The sequence below is a fragment of the Mesorhizobium japonicum MAFF 303099 genome (assembly GCF_000009625.1).
Classification (GTDB): Bacteria; Pseudomonadota; Alphaproteobacteria; order Rhizobiales; family Rhizobiaceae; genus Mesorhizobium; species Mesorhizobium japonicum.
On record NC_002678.2, the window covers coordinates 6,977,368 to 6,994,359 of the forward strand.

Below are 16,992 nucleotides of genomic sequence, written 5' to 3' on the forward strand. Positions count from 1 at the left end.
AGCCGTCAGCCCTGATTATGAAGGGCGCGCGACTTGGCGAGGTCGGCGGCCTCGGGGCCGTGTTCCTCGATCTGTGCACGCGTGAAGTTGGAATGCTCGGCCAGGCTGTCGGCGGTAACCGCCGTGCCGTTCATGCCCATCTCCAGCATCTTATCGGCCATGCGCTCGACGATGCTCTGGGCGGTGATGACGGCAGCTGGAAGGGCCGGCGCCTGGCGTGGCTGTGTGGTGATCATTGCGTTTGCCTCCATGCGGGATTGCGAATAGCGACGAACATCACACATCAACACGAAACATGTCAACATGTATCGTGTTGGTTTTGGGCCTCATCATCGGATCGGAGACGCGATCCGAATCAATTTTGCCCCAATTTGTTCTTGCTGTGTTCTCACAAGTGAGTCATGCTGCCGCGCATAAAAAGACGGCAGGGAGCCATCAAAAATGAGTGCTGAGTATGCCGGTTCTCCGGTTGGGAACGTGCGCGCATCCAATGACAATCCCGACGCGTCGCGGCTGATAATCGAGCTGGCAAGCGTCTACGTCGCCTGCGACGACTGCGGTCATTCTCGGATTTTGCGGCTATCCAATCTGGTCAAGGCAAACGAACTTGGCGCCCACACTTATCGTGCACTCTGCCGCCATCTGAGCTGCAGCGAGTGCCCGCGCAAGCCGCCGAGATCGCGCAACTTGACCATCCGGCCAACGTGGGTCGAGGAGACTAAAGGCTCGCCTGAAACACAATCTTATGAACTGAGAAAACCCGCTTTGTCGGGAAATCTAGCGTCTCGTTTTCGCCTTCGTCAGGGTTCAACTGACGCAGGCGTACCAGGCTATTCGACCGCGACATAAACTGCTTGATATAGCTGTCTCGAGTATCATCGTCATCGTCCCCAACCACTTGAACAACAACGAAATCCCCGGATCGTACAGGTTCGTGGGGGTTGATCCATATCGTCTCGCCGGCGAAATAGCGGGGTTCCATCGACGTGCCGTACACGCGAACCGCATAGGCGCCTTCGACGTTTTCAAGCATGGGCGGGCAAAAGACGCGGCCTGCTTCCTGGCCGTTCAGCACAAACCTTCCGTTCGGTCCGCCGACCGACTGCCCCAACACCGGAATGGTGCCAACTTGGGGGAATTGTTCGTATCGAGGCGGGAAACTGGCGTTCGGCTTCGGCAGTGATTCCCTCTCGGGGATGGGCAGGCGCTCTACGGTTGCGGTTGCCCCTGTTAGAAGATGCGCGGCGGACGTGCCGAAACGTCGAGCGTACCGCTCCGCCTCAACCGGGCCGAATTCGTTCTGCCCATTCTCATGGGCGCGGAAGGTTGAGGCCGAAATGCCCAGTGCCGCCGCGGCCTTGGCCGCAGAGCTGTACCCAGCTTTTTCTCTGGCTGCACGCAGCCGATCACCCATCGTGTTCATGGGCGGGAGAATTGCAAATGTCTCAACACTAATCATGTTGACACGTCAACACGAATGATGTTGTATCCGCGACCATGCAAACGGTGCACGACATCTTCGAAGCGTTGGGTGGGACGGGCGCGGTGGCGAAAGTCATCGGCGCCAAACATTCCGCCGCATCCGAGATGCGCCGACGCCAATCTATCCCCGTCAAGTATTGGCCGGCACTCATCGCGAAGGCGTCGGAAGAGCGTGTTGCGATCGATAGTGATGTCTTGGTGCGCGTCCATGTCTCGGCGGAAGAGGGGCGCGCTGCATGATCAAGACGCGCCTCGCTTGCCCTTGCCTCGCCGATCGTGGCGCCCGCCTTGCTGGCGTTGGTTTCACCGACCGCCTCGCGCCGCGCCGGGTCGGCGCCGCTGATTATGAATTCCCCGCTGCGCCGGTTCCCCAAGAGCCTGACCGCGCAGTTGCTGCCGCCGAGGCTTCGGACCTCCAAGCCTCGGCGGCTTTTTCTCTCCTCGCCGATTCCTGCCCGGTTCTCGAACCCATCGGTCAGGACAGCGCGCCGGCAGTTGTTGCCTCTTCGGCCGGTGCGCTCTCGCTGCCCGACCATGTGATGGTTCTGGTGCGCGCGGTCGCGGCCTATGAGCGCTGCACGAATGAACGTGCCGTTGCGCTGGCGCTGACCGAATACGCCACCGCGATCGGGGCAGGGGTGCTGGCCCGTGCTGTCGCCGATCTTGGCGACGAACTGGCCGAAGTGCCCGCGCACGCGCGCCTGGCGGCAAACCGATTCCGGAGCGGCGGACCATGAGTGCATCTGCTTGCGGGCCTCCATGACGTGACGCCCGCACACTGAATCCAAAAACCCTTTCCCGCCACGGGAAACGACGCCGGGATTTCCCGGCGCGGGAAACCTTTGCGTCTGAGGAGGCCACGATGGTGCCGAATGCCAATGCCCGCCACTTCCTGATCAAGGCGAAGCAGCGCGACCTGATCGCCGCCGCCGGCGGGATAGAGCGCGCCGCCGCCGTCTGCTCCTACTCCAAGAGCGTCGTCGGCCGCTGGTACAATCCGGACAGCCCAGAACTCATGGAACTGCCTGCGATCTTCGCGCTGGAGGAAGAGACGGGGCGCTTCGACCTTAGCGAGGCCATCGCTTCGGCGCGCGGGCGCCGCTTCGCCGAAGATGAGGCGACGCCCGTCAACGGCAACGTGATGTCGGCGCATGCCGAGACGGTCGTGCGCATGGGCGAGCTGATGTCCGAAGGCGCGCTTGCCTTCGCCGACGGACTCCTCACGCCGGCCGAAAGCCAGCGGATCGACCGCGCCTTGTCCAAGGTCGAGGCGGGCACCGCTGAATACCGCAAGATTCTCGCCGGCGCGCGCGCCAGCGGCGGGCTGAAGGTGGTGGGGGGCGAATAGTGGATCGCCGCGCTGCCATTGCCGGTCGTATCGCAGCCGCCGTCGACATCCGCGACGGCGGCTATGTCTCGCCGTGCTGGTTCTGGACCATGGGCGACAGCGGCACCGGGCGCGGCGGCGGTTATCCGCGCATGAAGCTGAACGATCGCACGGTCGCGGCGCACATAGTCAGCTTTACCAATGAATTCGGCTATGTGCCGCGCAACAAGCAGATCGACCACAAGTGCCACAACCGGCGCTGCGTCAATCCCGACCATCTGGAGATGGTCAGCCACATCGAAAACCAGAAACGCCGCGACGCCGCCAACGGCGTTGTCCGGCGCAAGCGGCGGCGGCGGAAGGCGGTGGCGAAATGAGCGCGATCGTTGAGGCCTTCGATGCATCTGGCCTGCAGCAGGTCGTTGAGCGCGCCCGTGCGCTGCTCGACGACGGCGACGTGGCTGCCGCGCGCATGCTTGCGGTCGGCGTTTATGACCAGGCCAAAGCTGGCGCGGCATTTGCTGCCCGGTTTGGTGCCGCCGATCGGCTGGTGAGGAAGGCGCGTCAGCTCCAGGGGGACGCGCTGCTCATTGAGGCCCGCGCCAAGGTCAGGTTGGCCGACGAATATGATGCCGCGCAAGCCAAAGGCGAGGCTTCCAAGGGCCGACCGAAAACTATTCCAGACGGGAAGACTTTCACCCAGGAAGAAGCTGGCCTTTCGGCCAAGGATGTTCACGAGGCGCGCAAGCTGCGCGATGCTGAATTGCGCACGCCCGGCATTGTCGAGCGCGCCATTGCCGCGCGCCTGCTTGCCGGCCTGGAGCCCAGCCGCTCGAACCTGCGCGCTTCCGTCGGCACTGATAGTGCGACCGCAGCAGAGCGGGGTAACAATCTATACGAGACGCCGCCGGAAGCAATGCGCACGCTGCTGTCGTTCATGCGCTTCTCGGCCAAGGTCTGGGAGCCGGCGTGCGGCAAGGGCGCCATATCGCGAATGCTGGAAGATGCCGGCTATGAGGTCGAGCTTTCCGACCTCGTCGACTATGGCACCGTCGATCGCCACGGCGAACTGCAGCGCGCCGAAAACTTCATGTCCACCGCGCCGCGAGCCGACAATCCGGACCGGCCCGACATCGTCACCAATCCGCCCTATGGCGCCGACCTCAATGCCTTCGTCGCGCATGCGCTGCGCGCGCACCGGCCTCGCCGCATCGCGCTGCTGCTGAATTTGAATTTCCTCTGCGGTTTCGAGGATGAAAACCGCAATTTTGCCATGGACGAGCATCCGCCATCGGATGTTTTCGTCTTCACCCGCCGTCTGCCGATGATGCACCGCGACGGCTGGACCGGCGACATCGCCTCCAGCCGCATGAACACTGCTTGGTTCATTTGGACGTTGGATGAGGCGACCAACACCTATGACGCCGATGGCAAGCGCGGCACGCAACTGGTTCGCGTCGACTGGAAGACGTTCGAGAATTCGATCCTAAGCGGGCCGCTCGACGCCAAGAATGCTCGGAAGCCTAAGCGCCGGGGGAAGGCGGTGCCGGCATGACGCTATCCTGCAAGGACAAGCGCATCGGGCCGATCAACCATGAGCGCCTCGGTTTGATGGCGCGCGCCGGCGATGGTGATTTCGACCTTAAGCGTGATCGGGCATCGAACCAGGTCGTTCTGTGCGATCGCTATCAATGCGGGATCCGCCGTCGAGAAAGTCAGATCGAATTCCGCGACGGTCGGCATCTTGCTTCTGTCGACCCATCCCGGGACATACATCCGCCCGCGTTTATGTTCTTGCTGGAGAATGTGTCGCCGGCCAGCATCGTGGTCCTCTACCTCGACGCCAAAAAGCTCAACATTGGTCGGCTCCATCAACTGTATCGACCGAATCAAGATCGGGTGGCGGTTCCAGTTCACGATCTTGAGGCGTGTGGAGTAGGCATTGTCGACCCGAGTTTCCCGGGGATCATGCATGTTTGCAGTCGGCATGGCGTCACCAACGATGAACTCGGTTTGGCGGCGCGCTTCGCGGACTTGTGCAGCCACGAAGGGAATGGCGATGACGGCGCCGATGAAGGCAGCCCAACCGCTCAAGGCGCTTACCCATGTCTGGAGGCAAACAACGGCCTCGCTTTTGGCTGGACAGACATCGGCAAAGTCAAAGTAGCTCGGCAGCAGGACAATCCCTGCCAAAACTACACAGTAGATGTAAAAGACGATCGAATACCAAAATCTACTCATGAGAGGCGGCATAGCACGCGAGAGCCCACCTTTGCGAGGGCTGCGTGCGCATGAAGCCTTTGCCCGAATATTCGCCAACCATGCTCGGTCTAATGCTGCAAGCGTGCCAGGTGCTGGCCAAGGATGATCATGGCCTGACCGCCCAGAAGTTCGCGCGCCAGACGGCGACTGCAGCTGGCGTCCATGTCCAGTCGGTGCAATACGCGCTTGCCGGGCGGCTGCGCAAGGCGGAGTCGCGGGTGCGGCTTTGGGCGCTGCTCGGCCATTTTCCAGCCGATGCAGGTATCGTGCTGACCGACGACGGAGGCCAAATCCATGGCTGATGTCGCCTTCCTGCGCTTTGCCAATGCCTTTCAGGACCGGCTCAATGATCTCGGCTATTCGCTGCGGCGGGCCGAAGAGCAATGGCCCGACACAGACCGCGCCATGCTGTCGCGCGCCATCAACGGCAAGACGCTGTCGGCCGGCAATTATCTGCTGCTCTGCGAGATGGCGGGGCTTGATCCATACGCGTATCTGGAGCGCCAGCCGCACCGTCGCGTGACCCTGAAAACCATTGCAGCGCAATTGGTTACACCATCTGTCCCATGTGAAACAGGAGACGGTCCATGACCGATTCCATGCTGCCGATCCTGCGCCAGTTGCACGATGCCGACGGCGACCGCGCACGCGCCGATATCCTGCTGCGCATGCCCGATGCCGTGGTGATGACGTTTCATCCGGTTATCGACGCCGCCTGCCACCGGGCAGGTTTCGAAGCCGGGGCGAACTTTCTGGCCGTGCGTGTCTCGCTGTCGCTGGCAGTGCGCGATGGAAAGGGCCAGCCGCCTGCTGAACTGGCGATCGTGGCGGAGCAATTCCGCATCGGCATGGCTGAATTCTCGGCAGGTGCATCATGACCGCGCGCGTTGAAAACCAGATCGAGGGCCAATTGGCGCGCAAGCTGGCGCCCGTGGTGCGCGAAATGCTGCTGGCCGAGGTCGAGCGCATCGCCGCGTCGCAACCGCGTCCCAAGCCGAAATCGGTCAGCAAGGCCGACGACGACATCATGGAGGCATGCCGCCAGGTGGCCAGTGCAGCCGACAGGCTAGCGCAGGCAAAGTATGGTGTCGGCGAGATCTCGGCGCGCAAGTCGCTGGAGCGGGCGGCGACGGTGCTTGGCCGCGCCATGCGCAAGCATGGGCGAATGCCATGAACGCCGCTGCCCGCTCCACCGATGCCGCCAAGCTGAAGGCCATCAGGGCCTCGCTCGACGCAATCGCGCCGGCGGACTGGACGCGAGCCCATGACGAGCATGGCGGCCTGATCGAGGCGCGTGACGACATGGCGGCTGGCGGGCGCTGCGTGCTGGCCCGCTTCAGCGACGCCACGGTCGAGGAAATAGAATTCGCCTGCAACGCGCCCGATGCGGTGCGCTTCTTGATCGATCTGCTGCGCCGGGCCTTCGACGAAATCCGGCTGCTTCGTGGCGATCCCCCGGTTTCCAATCCCAAGGCCGAACCGCCGGCGGCGAGCGAGCCGAAGAACTATGCCGCCGAGTGCGCCATGAAATGTCAGGAGCCGGCCTTCAAGGTGTTTCTGGAAGAGCGGCACGGGCTTGAGCGCCCGCTGACCAATGAGCGCGCCGCGCAAAAGGTGCGCTCGCTGCTCGGCGTCACCTCACGGAAAGAACTCAACGAAGGCGGGCGAGCCGGCGACGCATGGAAAGACCTGCGCGCCAGTTTCGCCGCATGGCTGAAGGCCCAGAGATGACCGCACCATTTTCGCTCGACAACCGCATGACGATCGTTTTGTTCGCCGGCATGGGCGGCGGCTGCGACGGACTGGAGGATGCCGGCTTCCATGTCCACGTCGCAATCAACCACGATCCAGTTGCCGTGGCAGTGCACGAAAAGCGGCACCAGCACACCAGGCATCTGCGCTGCGACGTGTTCGAGGCGGACCCACGCAAGGTGACCGGCGGGCGGGGCGTGCGCGCGCTGCACGCCTCGCCCGACTGTACGCATTTCTCCGTCGCCAAGGGATCGAAGCCGGTCAGCAAGCGGCGGCGGTCGCTGGCGTGGGTGATCTGCCGCTGGGCTGGAACGGTGCGGCCCGAAACCATCACCATGGAGAATGTGCAGGAGATCACCACGTGGGGGCCGTTGATCGCCAAGCGCGACCCGGCGACGGGGCGCGTGTTGCGGCTCGATGGTTCGGTCGCCGGCAAGGGCGAGCGTGTGCCGGTGCAAGAGCAATGGCTGATCCCGGATCCTGCTCACAAGGGCCGCATCTGGCGCGCCTGGCTAAAGCATTTGCGCGGCCTCGGCTACAGCTTCGAGTATCGCGTACTGGTCTGCGCCGACTATGGGGTGCCGACCATCCGCAAGCGGTTCTTCGGTGTCGCGCAGGCCGACGGAAGGCCGATCGTCTGGCCAGTGCGCACGCATGCCCCGCGCAAGGATGCCAAGCGGCTGGGCCTAAAACCATGGGTCGGCGCGCATACGATCATCGATTGGTCGCTGCCGGTGAAATCGATCTTCGGACGCAAGAAACCGCTGGCCGAGGCGACGCTGCGGCGCACCGCGCGCGGCGTCATGCGCTATGTCGTCGATGCGGCGAAACCGTTCATTGTGCCAATCACACATGCCGGTGATGACCGGGTGCACGATGCCGCCGAACCGCTTCGCACGCTGACCACGGCTCACCGCGGCGAGATGTCGGTTGTGGCGCCGGCCTTGATCCGCACCGACCAGCATAGCGCGGCTGCTCGCAACGGCGTGCATTCCGTCGATGAGCCGATCAACACACTGCACACCTCGTCAGGCCTGGCCGTTTTGGGCGCGACCGTCGTCGGCGCCGGCGGGCGCGCAGCACAGTCGGCACCGCGCGACATGCTGGAACCGCTCGGCACGACGACGGGCAAAGAGGACCGTGTATTGGTAGCGGCGACGCTGGTCGATACTGCGCATGGCGAGGGCATGGGGCGCGGCGTGTCTGAATGGTCGCTCGATGATCCCTTGCGTACGGTCGGCGCCAGCGGTGGCAAGGCGGTCGTTGCAGCCAGCTTGATACAGTCTGGATATGGCGAACGCGAAGGGCAAGCGCCGCGCGTGCTCGACCTCGAGGAGCCGGCCGGAACACAGGTCGGCGGCAGCAAGGCCGCGTTGATGGCGGCCTTCATGGCGCAGCACAACACGGGTGAACCGGGACGTTCGGCCGAGGATCCGTTGTCGACCATCGTAACACTCGGCTCGACGCAAGGCGTGGTTGCCGCGACGCTCGGTAACCTGCATGGCACCAATGCCGACGGGCGGCCGATCGTGGAGCCGCTTGCGACGATCTGCGCCGGTGGCAGCCATGCGCATCTGATCCTCGGCTTCCTCCAGCACTATTTCGGCTCCGGCAAGCAGGATGACGACGTGCGTCAGCCGCTCGGCGCGCTGACCGGCAAGGCGCGCTATGGCCTGGTCGAGGTGATGGTGAAGGGCGTGCGGCATTACATCGACGACATCGGCATCCGCATGCTGGAGCCGGAGGAGGGCGCTGCCGCGCATGGCTTCAAGCCCGGCGCGCTGCCGGCTGAAATCACCATCGACGGCAAGACGCGTCGGCTGACGAAGACGGAGAAGTATCATCTGGTCGGCAACAGCGTGCCGCCGCACATGATCAAGCTGCTGGCGGAATGCAACGTGCGCCATGCCTTCGCGGAGGCGGCGGAGTGACTGGACCACGCCTTTCCATCATCCCGGCGCGCGCCGCCACGGACAGGTCGCTAAAGCCGCGCGACCTGCAGGTGCTTTGCGTGCTCGGGCGCCATACCGACGATCTCGGCTGGTGCCGGCGCAGCCAGGTAAAGATGTCCGACGAAATGGGCTGTGCGCGCTCGACAGTGTTCGAGGCGGTCGAGCGGCTGGTGAAGGCCGGCTATCTCGAAAAGCATGAGCAGGAAGAGATCTCCGGTCGCGACAGCGCGCATTGGTATCGCGTCATCCTCGATCCGGTGCACCCCAATCTGGCGCTGGTGAAAGAGGCCGACGAACCGGCTGATTCCACGGCGGAAATACCCTGCCGGCCAGTCGGCACCCCTGCCGGTATATCGGCACCCCCTGCCGGTCCAGAACCGGCACCCCCTGCCGGTCCTGGACCGGCACCTATTAACGACACTTCTCTAACGACCCCTGTTAACGTCGAGAGAGAGCGTGCGCGGGAAGAGGAAAAACAGATCGAGCGCTGGCTGAAGAAGACGCATCCGGCCTGGCCGAGCTACATCAGCGACAGCGGGCCGAAAGCGCTGGCCGAGGCGCGCAAGCTGACCGATGAGGAGCGCGATGCCGCCGCCGACCGCATGGCCGATTACGTGGCCAGCGCCAAGGTGGCCGGGCGCACGGTGATCTGCACCTTCGCGGTCTATCTGTCCGAAAAGCGCTGGGAAAAGCTGCCAGCGAAGGCACAGGCGGCGGCGAGGGCCGACGACTATGCGCCGCCTTTCGGGCCGGTGTGGATGGCGTGGGTGATGGGGCATGTGCTGAAAGGCCCGACCAATCCGGAGGCGACGGCTTTCGCCGAGCGCTGGCCGCAACTGTTCTTCCTGTTCGCCAATGCGCGCCAAGGTCGTGGCCATCGCTTCGGCGAGCGCTTCCATGCGCTCAAGAGCCGGATGGTGGCCGTACCGGTCGATACCTCGCAGTGGGATGACTGGAAGGCACATTTCCAGCAGCAGGGATGGCCGTGGCTCCCGGATCCGGGACGCGTGGCTTACTTCCCGGCAGGCGGGCCAGCTGGATTGGCGGAATTCGAACAGGCGGTGCGAGGAAACAATGATGCGGGCGGACGTGAAGCGGCTGAGTGAGCGTGAACACGTCTGGGTGGATCGCTCTACAGGCGAGGTTATCAACGTCGACCGCGCCTGGCAGAAGAGCGACAAGCGAATCGCACTATCGCGCCGTGAGCAGGCGATGCTCGCCGCGGCTGGTCAGGACGGTCCGGAGGCGCGTTGGTACGTGCTCCGGGTCGAGGACCGCGCCGACATTGCTGTGGATAAGTTGCTTGGCGAGGCCAACGTCGAGCGCGTCATGCTGCACACGGAATGCGAGGCGAAGCGTCGCGGCAGGCGCAAACACCAGTCTTTGGAGCCTGTTCGGGTGCCATCCTTTCCGGGCTACATCTTCGTCAAAGTGGTGTCGTGTGCAGCAACATGGGCCGGCCTGCGGACGGTCTCAGGCGTGCTCGGTCCCATCGGTGGCTGTGATGGTCCAAGCCCTGTCAGCGAACAGGAAATCCTTAAATTCCAAGCACGTATCGAGAATGATCCTGAAGCCATAGCCGTGCTGACAAATGCGCTGAAGGCCGGTGACAAGGTGTCGATCGATAGCGGTCCGTTCGCCGGCTTCGAGGCTGTGGTGCTGATGCTGGGCGACAAGCACAAGGTGCACGTCGAGGTCGATATATTCGGTCGCAAGACGCCGATCGGCTTCGCTCTTGCGGAAGTCACCAAACTGGATTAGCGAGTCCGACCTAGGACGAGCTGAAAGAGTCGCACGCCGAACAGGTGGACCGCGCCATCAGCCCCAGGGGAAGCAACCCAGCTTCCCCGCGATGGATAAGATTCCAGACATCATGGCGAAGATTAAGACGATGGCTCCGGCCATTCGCTCGATCGACACACGAACGGTGAAGGTGGCACCCAAGGTCGCCGACGCCGAGCTGCAATCGGCTGAGTACAGGCAGTGGCGCAATGCTGTGTATCGCCGTGCCGGCTACCGATGCGAAGCGATAGACAATGGACGTCGCTGCACCAAGGCAGCACCGGCGCACCGCCTGTTCGCCGACCATATCGTCGAGCGTCGCGATGGTGGCGCTCTCCTCGACGCAGCCAACGGGCAATGCCTCTGCGGCTCGCACCACACCCGCAAGACCGTCGCGGCCAGAGCGGCACGCCTCTCATCACGATCAAGGGGGGGCGGGTCAAATCTCTAGACCGCCATGGGGCCTCCAACCGCATGGGGCTCATCTGGAGATTTTTTCTTTTGGCTCAGGATTTTGACCTGTTCGGCAACCCGTTCGACTTTGCCCCGCGAAGGGCAGGGCGGCCGGAGCATGAGCCGACAGAAGAAAACATCATAAATATCATGGTGTTGCTGGCATCTGGCATGACCAATCGGGAAGTTGCGAAGACGCTCGGGATTTCCGTGCCGACTTTGCGCAAACATTATTTGCACCTGACGCGGAACAGGGACGTTCTGCTGTCCAGGCTCCGGACGAAGCTGCGCACCGCTCAAATCCAGCAGGGCCTTGCAGGCAATGCCGCTGCACTCTCGGCTTCTCTCCGAATGCTCGATTCCGTCAGCGCCGAACGCGTGTCGCGCGACCTTCAAGGCAAGGCGGCAAATCAGCCTGCCGCTCGCGGCTACGTCTCGAAGAAGGATCAGCGGCTGGAAAGCGCCCAAGCCATCGGCGGAAAGTATGCCGTGCCCGCCGCACCTCGGCTTGTGGCCAGCAATGGGCAGGCCGTAGCGGTCGACGACGGCGAGTAATCTCATGCCGCGGTTCAGTACAGCGTGTCTCGACTGGGAAAGCCGCATCGTCAACCGCGAAAGCCTGATCCCATTTGCCCCGCTGTTTCCGACCGAGGCCGAAGCGGCGCTCGATGTCTTCAAGTCGCTGCAGATTACGGACCTGCCGCAAGTCTACGACCGCAAGCTGGGCCGCCACCGGCACCCGACATTCGGCGAATCCTGCGAACAGTATGTGTTCGATTTCGTCTCCGCGATCTTCGGCGCCTATGACGAGGAATCTGCCAAGCGCGTGATCGAAGAGTTCTTTCTGCTGATCAGCAAGAAGAACATCAAGTCGACGCTCGCGGCTGGGATCATGCTGACGGCCCTGATCAGGAACTGGCGCCATAATCAGGAGCTGTTGATCCTCGCGCCTACTCAAGAGGTCGCCGGCAATTCCTTCAACCCCGCCGCGTCGATGGTCGCGGCGGACCCCGATCTGACGATCCTGCTGCACGTCAACAAGAACACCAAGGAAATCACCCACACGCTGACCAAGGCGGTGCTGAAAATCGTCAGCGCCGATTCCAACACTGCCGCGGGAAAGAAGGCGGCGTTCGTCCTGATCGAAGAATTGTGGCTGTTCGGGAAGAAGGCCAATGCGGCGGCCATGCTGCAGGAGGCCACCGGCGGCCTGATCTCGCGGCCGGAAGGTTTCGTGATCTACATCACGACGCAGTCGGATGAGCCGCCGGCGGGCGTGTTCAAGGAAAAGCTCGACTATTTCCGCGATGTTCGCGACGGCAAGATTGACGATCCGACCAGCCTCGGCGTTCTCTACGAATTCCCCGATCCCATGATCGACAACGAGGCTTATCTCGACCCGGCAAACTGGTACGTCACCAATCCGAACATGGGCCGTTCGGTCCGCAAGGATTGGCTTGAGCGCAAGCTGCTAAAGATCCAGAGCGGCGAGGATGAGGAAGGCGACACCTGGCAGAGCTTCCTCGCCAAGCATCTCAATGTCGAGATCGGCATGCGCCAGCGCGGCAATCGCTGGCCTGGGGCGAATTACTGGGAGCGTGCAGCAGATCCGGAGCTCGCCGTCCTGGACCACTTTGCAGCACTGGATCGGTTTTTGGAGCGTTCCGAGGTTGTTGTGGTCGGTGTCGACGGCGGCGGCCTCGACGATCTCTTCGGCCTGACGCTGGTCGGCCGCGAACCTGACGAGATCGAAATCCCTGTGATGGTCAACGGCAGGGAGTCGCTGGTGAAGATGAAGCGCTGGCTGACCTGGTCGCATGCCTGGTGTCATCGTGACGTTCTGAAGCGGCGCAAGAAGATCGCGCCCGTCCTCACCGACTTCGACAAGGCCGGACATCTGACGATCGTCGATGCCGCCCTCGAGGATTTGGCGTCGATCGTCGACATCATCGGTACCGTCAAAGCTTCGGGCCTGCTGTCATCCGTGGCAGTCGATCCGGCCGGCCTCGGCGAGTTCGTCGATGCCTTGGCCTCGCCCGAGATCGACATCACTCAGGAAAACGGCCTGCTGGTCGGCGTGCCGCAGGGTTTTGCCCTGATGAACGCCATCAAGACGGCTGAACGGCGCCTGTCGAATGGCATGCTGCGTCACGCCGGCGGCCCGTTGATGCCGTGGTGTGTCGCCAACCTCAAGATCGAGCCGACCGCCACCGCCATCCGTGCCACCAAACAGACCGCCGGCGACGCCAAGATCGACCCGGCAATGGCGCTCTTCGATGCGGTGACGATGATGGTGAAGAATCCGGAAGCGCCAATAGCATCGGTCTATGCCGAGCGCGGAATCAGGGTCGTTTGACGATGGGATTGATTGATCGGCTGCTTGGACGGAACGCCGCGCCGGTCGCGTTGCCGGTGCATGTCGAGCCGACGATGGGCGAGCCGCGTGCATCAGCAATTCAGTCGGCCGGCGCCGGTCAATTGATCATAACGCCGGAGGATCTGGAGCGCGCGATTCGCGCCGGCGATATGTCGACCTCGGGGCAGTCTGTCACGCCCGATCGCGCGCTGCGCGTGGCGTCCGTTTTTGCCTGTGTCCGTATCCTGTCTGGACCGCCCGCGACAATGCCGCTCGACCTGAAGCGCCGCATCAGTGCCAAGGTCAGGGAAGATGCCGACGATCACCAGCTCTCGCGTGTCTTGAAGCGCCGCCCGAACCGCTGGCAGACGCCCAGCCAGTTCAAGCGGATGATGCAGGCACATAAACTGCTTCGCGGTCATGGCGTGGCGCAGATTGTTCGCTCGCTCGGCCAGGTGGTCGCTCTGATCCCCCTTCATCCGGATCGTGTCGAGGTGCGTCAACGCAACGACATGGCCCTGGAGTTCGTCTACCGCAAGCCGGGCGGCGGAGAAGTTGTCTTCCAGCACCGTGACATTTTCTACCTGATCGGCCTGACGCTCGACGGAATCCACGGCGTCACGCCGTTGACCTATGCGCGTGAAACGATCGGCACCGCGCTGTCGCAGGAGCAGTATTCCGGTTCAGCTGCCCGCAATGGCAATCGGGCCAGCGGCGCGTTCAAGATGCCGCCCGGCAAATCGCTGTCGGATCCTGCCTATCAGCGGCTGAAAGCCTCACTTGAAGCCTATCGCAGCGGCGGCGACAGCGAAGGCACGACAATGCTCCTCGAAGAGGGGCTTGAATACCAGCAGATCGCCCTCAGCGCTGTCGACGCCCAGTGGATTGAAAGCCGGAAATTCTCGCGCAGCGAAATCGCCATGTTTTACGGTGTGCCACCGCACATGATCGGCGACATCGAAAAGCAGACGAGCTTCGGCACCGGGCTTGAGCAGCAGACGCAGGGTTTTGTCACTTTCTCCCTCGAGGATGAGCTGACGCCTTGGGAAGAAACCATCAATCGCATCCTCGACGACGACAACGAGCCGACGCTCTACGCGCGCTTCAACCGATCTGCGCTCGTTCGCGGCGATCTGAAGGCGCGCAAGGAATACTACCAGGCCGCGTTGCAGTGGGGCTGGCTCAATCCTGACGAGGTTCGCGGCCTCGAAGACATCAATCCGCGTTCCGATGGCAATGGCGAGCGCTTTTACGACCCGCCGAATACCGCCGGAAATTCCTCCAATCAACCGGAGCCGAACCCATGAGCTTGCGCCAACTGCCCGAGGCGAAGAGCATCAAGCGCCCGCAGAACTTCCAGTGGGATGCGCCCTCCGACGTGCTGGCCAAATGGAGCGAGCAGCCGCTCGCGGCCGACAACCAGGATGCGAACACGATCACCGTCTTCGACGTGATCGGCGAGGATTTCTGGAGCGGCGGAGGTTTTACCGCCAAGCGCATGGCCAATGCCCTGCGCTCGATCGGCACGAACGACATCGTGGTCAAGATCAATTCGCCTGGCGGTGACATGTTCGAAGGCATCGCCATCTACAACCTTTTGCGCGAACACAAGGCCAAGGTGTCTGTGCAGGTCATGGGCTGGGCCGCTTCCGCCGCGTCGATCATTGCCATGGCCGGCGATGAGATCAGCATGGGTCTTGGGACTTTCATGATGGTCCACAACGCCTGGGGCATGGTTGTCGGAAACCGGCACGATATGCGCGATGCGGCGACGCTCTTTGACGGTTTCGATTCCGCCATCGCCGATATCTATCAGGCCCGCACCGGTCTCGCCCGTGCAGACATCGAAAAACTCATGGATGCCGAGACTTTCATGGGTCCGACCGACGCCGTCGCCAAGGGCTTCGCCGACAAGGTTGACAACGACCTGGTCGCCGAGCCCGCGTCGACCAAGAACGCGGCGGACAACCAGATACTGGCGCGCCGCCGCACCGAAGCAGCCCTTGCCAAAGCGGGAATACCCCGCGGCGAGCGTACCTCAATGATCAATTCCCTGTCGGGCCAGCGCGATGCAACCCGACCAGCCCCGCGAGATGCAGGCTTCGACCCACTGGCCGTCCAACGGCTGATCCAAACCATCAAATCCTGAGAAGGAATCCTGTCATGAACGTGAATCGCACCCTCTTTTGGGGCGCGGCGCTTGCCGTTGCCTGCCTCTGCGCCGTCGTCGCGCTGAGCCCCGACATGCTCTCGCATTTTTCCGGCCATGCGCTCGACCACGGCTATGGTCTGGCGATGACCTGCGCGCCGGCGCTGAACAAACGCGCTCGCGGCCTTGTCGGCGTCCGTCTCGATGCCAGCGATGCCACCAAGATCCTGGCCGAACTGCAGAAAACCTTCGAATCCTTCAAGGCGGAGAATGAAGCCGAGTTGAAGGCGCTGAAAAAGGACGTCGTGCAGACGGAAAAGGTCGACAAGATCAATGCCGAGATCACCAAGCTGACGACTGCCCTGGCCGAAATCGACCAGACGATCGCGGCGCTGAAACTCGGCGGCGGCTCGGCTGCGCCGGATCCGACCAACGGTGAGCATGCCAAGGCCTTCAACCGCTATTTCCGCAAGGGCGATGCCGGCAATCTTGGCGAACTGCAGGTCAAGGCGGCGCTCACCACCCAGTCGGATCCGGACGGCGGCTATCTCGTGCCGACCGAGACCGAAAAGACCATCGATCGCATCATGGGCGTCACGTCCACGATGCGCCAGCTCGCAACCATCCTTCCCATCGGCACCAGCGAATACAAGAAGCTGGTGAACATGGGTGGTGCCGGTTCCGGCTGGGTCGGCGAGGAAGAGGCCCGTCCGCAGACGGGCACGCCGACCTTGCGCGAGCTGATCTTCACGGTGATGGAACTCTACGCCAATCCCGCCACGACCCGCACCATGCTCGATGACGGGATCATCGACATCGGCGCGTGGCTTGCCGACGAGGTCAACATCACCTTCGCCGAGCAAGAGGGGGCGGCCTTCGTCACGGGTAACGGCCTCAAGCGTCCGCGCGGCATCCTTGCCTATCCTACTGTCGCCAACGCCAACTATTCGTGGGGCAATGTCGGCTATGTGGTGACCGGTGCCGCCAGCGATTTCCTGGCGCCGACCAGCACTGTTAGCCCGGCCGATGCCTTGCTCGACCTGCTCTATGGCCTGAAGCAGGGGTATCGGAACAATGCAAGTTACTTGTCGACCGATGCCACCATGGCCAAGATCCGCAAGTTCAAGGACGGCCAGGGCAACTACGTCTGGGCGCCGCCGTCGGCCAACGAAAAGGTGCCGACGATCTTCGGCAAGCCTGCCTACACCGACGACAATATGAACGAGATCGGCACCAACACCTTCCCGGTAGCGGTCGGCGATTTCAAGCGTGCCTATCTGATCGTCGATCGCCAGGGCGTCCGCGTCCTGCGCGATGAGCTGACCAACAAACCTTACGTGCACTTCTACACCACCAAGCGCGTTGGCGGCGGCATCTCGAACTTCGAGGCGATCAAGCTGCTGAAGTGCAGCACCTGATCTGGCTGAGAGCCTGACGGTATCCGTGCGCCGCCCTGGCGGCGCACGTCACCCTTCCC

The 16,992-nt window shown here is 62.8% G+C and carries 22 protein-coding genes; 19 read left to right on the forward strand and 3 right to left on the reverse strand.

All coding sequences use genetic code 11. The features are described from left to right. Positions 1 to 5: 5 nt before the first annotated feature. Positions 6 to 236, reverse strand: coding sequence for a hypothetical protein (locus MAFF_RS34540; protein ID WP_157866132.1), 231 nt, complete (start codon positions 234 to 236; stop codon positions 6 to 8). 482 nt (positions 237 to 718) lie between these two features. Then, positions 719 to 1,423 (reverse strand): XRE family transcriptional regulator, encoded by a 705-nt coding sequence (locus MAFF_RS34545; protein WP_157866133.1) that lies wholly within the window; start codon positions 1,421 to 1,423, stop codon positions 719 to 721. A gap of 74 nt (positions 1,424 to 1,497) precedes the next feature. On the opposite strand from MAFF_RS34545, the gene MAFF_RS34550 reads away from it, so the two are divergent. From MAFF_RS34550 to MAFF_RS34570, 5 genes are all read left to right on the forward strand, one after another. Further along, on the forward strand, positions 1,498 to 1,722 hold the full coding sequence (locus MAFF_RS34550) for a carph-isopro domain-containing protein (RefSeq protein ID WP_044550281.1): 225 nt from the start codon (positions 1,498 to 1,500) through the stop codon (positions 1,720 to 1,722). After that, positions 1,719 to 2,219: a hypothetical protein gene (locus MAFF_RS34555; RefSeq protein WP_044550284.1), complete on the forward strand. Its 501-nt coding sequence runs from the start codon at positions 1,719 to 1,721 to the stop codon at positions 2,217 to 2,219. Before MAFF_RS34550 ends, MAFF_RS34555 begins: the two co-directional genes overlap by 4 nt. Before the next feature lie 125 nt (positions 2,220 to 2,344). Further along, complete coding sequence (locus tag MAFF_RS34560) at positions 2,345 to 2,830, forward strand: hypothetical protein (RefSeq protein ID WP_044550287.1); 486 nt, start codon at positions 2,345 to 2,347, stop codon at positions 2,828 to 2,830. Beyond that, positions 2,830 to 3,186, forward strand: coding sequence for an HNH endonuclease signature motif containing protein (locus MAFF_RS34565; RefSeq protein WP_044550289.1), 357 nt, complete (start codon positions 2,830 to 2,832; stop codon positions 3,184 to 3,186). The genes MAFF_RS34560 and MAFF_RS34565 overlap by 1 nt, the downstream gene beginning before the upstream one ends. Further along, entirely contained in the window at positions 3,183 to 4,364 is a 1,182-nt protein-coding gene (locus MAFF_RS34570; RefSeq protein WP_010915672.1) for a hypothetical protein, read from the forward strand. Before MAFF_RS34565 ends, MAFF_RS34570 begins: the two co-directional genes overlap by 4 nt. A gap of 2 nt (positions 4,365 to 4,366) precedes the next feature. On the opposite strand, the gene MAFF_RS34575 is transcribed toward MAFF_RS34570, so the two are convergent. After that, positions 4,367 to 5,050 carry a hypothetical protein gene (locus tag MAFF_RS34575; protein WP_157866135.1) on the reverse strand — a complete coding sequence of 228 codons (684 nt, stop codon included), beginning with the start codon at positions 5,048 to 5,050 and terminating at the stop codon, positions 4,367 to 4,369. Between the two features lie 50 nt (positions 5,051 to 5,100). Here MAFF_RS34575 and MAFF_RS34580 point away from each other — a divergent pair, with 50 nt between their 5' ends. From MAFF_RS34580 to MAFF_RS34645, 14 genes are all read left to right on the forward strand, one after another. Continuing rightward, the gene (locus tag MAFF_RS34580) at positions 5,101 to 5,373 is read left to right on the forward strand and encodes a hypothetical protein (RefSeq protein ID WP_044550295.1); all 273 of its coding nucleotides are present in this window, start codon (positions 5,101 to 5,103) and stop codon (positions 5,371 to 5,373) included. After that, complete coding sequence (locus MAFF_RS34585) at positions 5,366 to 5,662, forward strand: hypothetical protein (RefSeq protein ID WP_010915675.1); 297 nt, start codon at positions 5,366 to 5,368, stop codon at positions 5,660 to 5,662. The genes MAFF_RS34580 and MAFF_RS34585 overlap by 8 nt, the downstream gene beginning before the upstream one ends. Continuing rightward, entirely contained in the window at positions 5,659 to 5,949 is a 291-nt protein-coding gene (locus MAFF_RS34590) for a hypothetical protein (RefSeq protein WP_010915676.1), read from the forward strand. The genes MAFF_RS34585 and MAFF_RS34590 overlap by 4 nt, the downstream gene beginning before the upstream one ends. Continuing rightward, on the forward strand, positions 5,946 to 6,245 hold the full coding sequence (locus tag MAFF_RS34595; protein WP_010915677.1) for a hypothetical protein: 300 nt from the start codon (positions 5,946 to 5,948) through the stop codon (positions 6,243 to 6,245). Before MAFF_RS34590 ends, MAFF_RS34595 begins: the two co-directional genes overlap by 4 nt. Then, positions 6,242 to 6,802, forward strand: a complete 561-nt coding sequence (locus MAFF_RS34600; protein WP_010915678.1) for a hypothetical protein — start codon at positions 6,242 to 6,244, stop codon at positions 6,800 to 6,802. The genes MAFF_RS34595 and MAFF_RS34600 overlap by 4 nt, the downstream gene beginning before the upstream one ends. Next, positions 6,799 to 8,754: a DNA cytosine methyltransferase gene (locus tag MAFF_RS34605; RefSeq protein ID WP_044550298.1), complete on the forward strand. Its 1,956-nt coding sequence runs from the start codon at positions 6,799 to 6,801 to the stop codon at positions 8,752 to 8,754. The genes MAFF_RS34600 and MAFF_RS34605 overlap by 4 nt, the downstream gene beginning before the upstream one ends. Then, positions 8,751 to 9,881 (forward strand): helix-turn-helix domain-containing protein, encoded by a 1,131-nt coding sequence (locus MAFF_RS34610; RefSeq protein WP_244420695.1) that lies wholly within the window; start codon positions 8,751 to 8,753, stop codon positions 9,879 to 9,881. Before MAFF_RS34605 ends, MAFF_RS34610 begins: the two co-directional genes overlap by 4 nt. Continuing rightward, positions 9,850 to 10,536, forward strand: coding sequence for a transcription termination/antitermination protein NusG (gene nusG, locus MAFF_RS34615; RefSeq protein WP_244420696.1), 687 nt, complete (start codon positions 9,850 to 9,852; stop codon positions 10,534 to 10,536). The genes MAFF_RS34610 and nusG overlap by 32 nt, the downstream gene beginning before the upstream one ends. Positions 10,537 to 10,648: 112 nt before the next feature. Next, positions 10,649 to 11,008 (forward strand): HNH endonuclease signature motif containing protein, encoded by a 360-nt coding sequence (locus tag MAFF_RS34620; RefSeq protein WP_048894845.1) that lies wholly within the window; start codon positions 10,649 to 10,651, stop codon positions 11,006 to 11,008. Positions 11,009 to 11,031: 23 nt separating this feature from the next. After that, on the forward strand, positions 11,032 to 11,565 hold the full coding sequence (locus MAFF_RS34625; protein ID WP_010915683.1) for a hypothetical protein: 534 nt from the start codon (positions 11,032 to 11,034) through the stop codon (positions 11,563 to 11,565). A 4-nt stretch (positions 11,566 to 11,569) separates the two neighbouring features. After that, positions 11,570 to 13,366, forward strand: a complete 1,797-nt coding sequence (locus MAFF_RS34630; protein ID WP_010915684.1) for a terminase large subunit — start codon at positions 11,570 to 11,572, stop codon at positions 13,364 to 13,366. A gap of 2 nt (positions 13,367 to 13,368) precedes the next feature. Next, complete coding sequence (locus MAFF_RS34635; RefSeq protein WP_157866217.1) at positions 13,369 to 14,673, forward strand: phage portal protein; 1,305 nt, start codon at positions 13,369 to 13,371, stop codon at positions 14,671 to 14,673. Continuing rightward, positions 14,670 to 15,515 carry a head maturation protease, ClpP-related gene (locus tag MAFF_RS34640; RefSeq protein WP_010915686.1) on the forward strand — a complete coding sequence of 282 codons (846 nt, stop codon included), beginning with the start codon at positions 14,670 to 14,672 and terminating at the stop codon, positions 15,513 to 15,515. The genes MAFF_RS34635 and MAFF_RS34640 overlap by 4 nt, the downstream gene beginning before the upstream one ends. Before the next feature lie 14 nt (positions 15,516 to 15,529). Beyond that, complete coding sequence (locus tag MAFF_RS34645) at positions 15,530 to 16,933, forward strand: phage major capsid protein (protein WP_010915687.1); 1,404 nt, start codon at positions 15,530 to 15,532, stop codon at positions 16,931 to 16,933. The last annotated feature ends 59 nt before the right edge of the window (positions 16,934 to 16,992 follow it).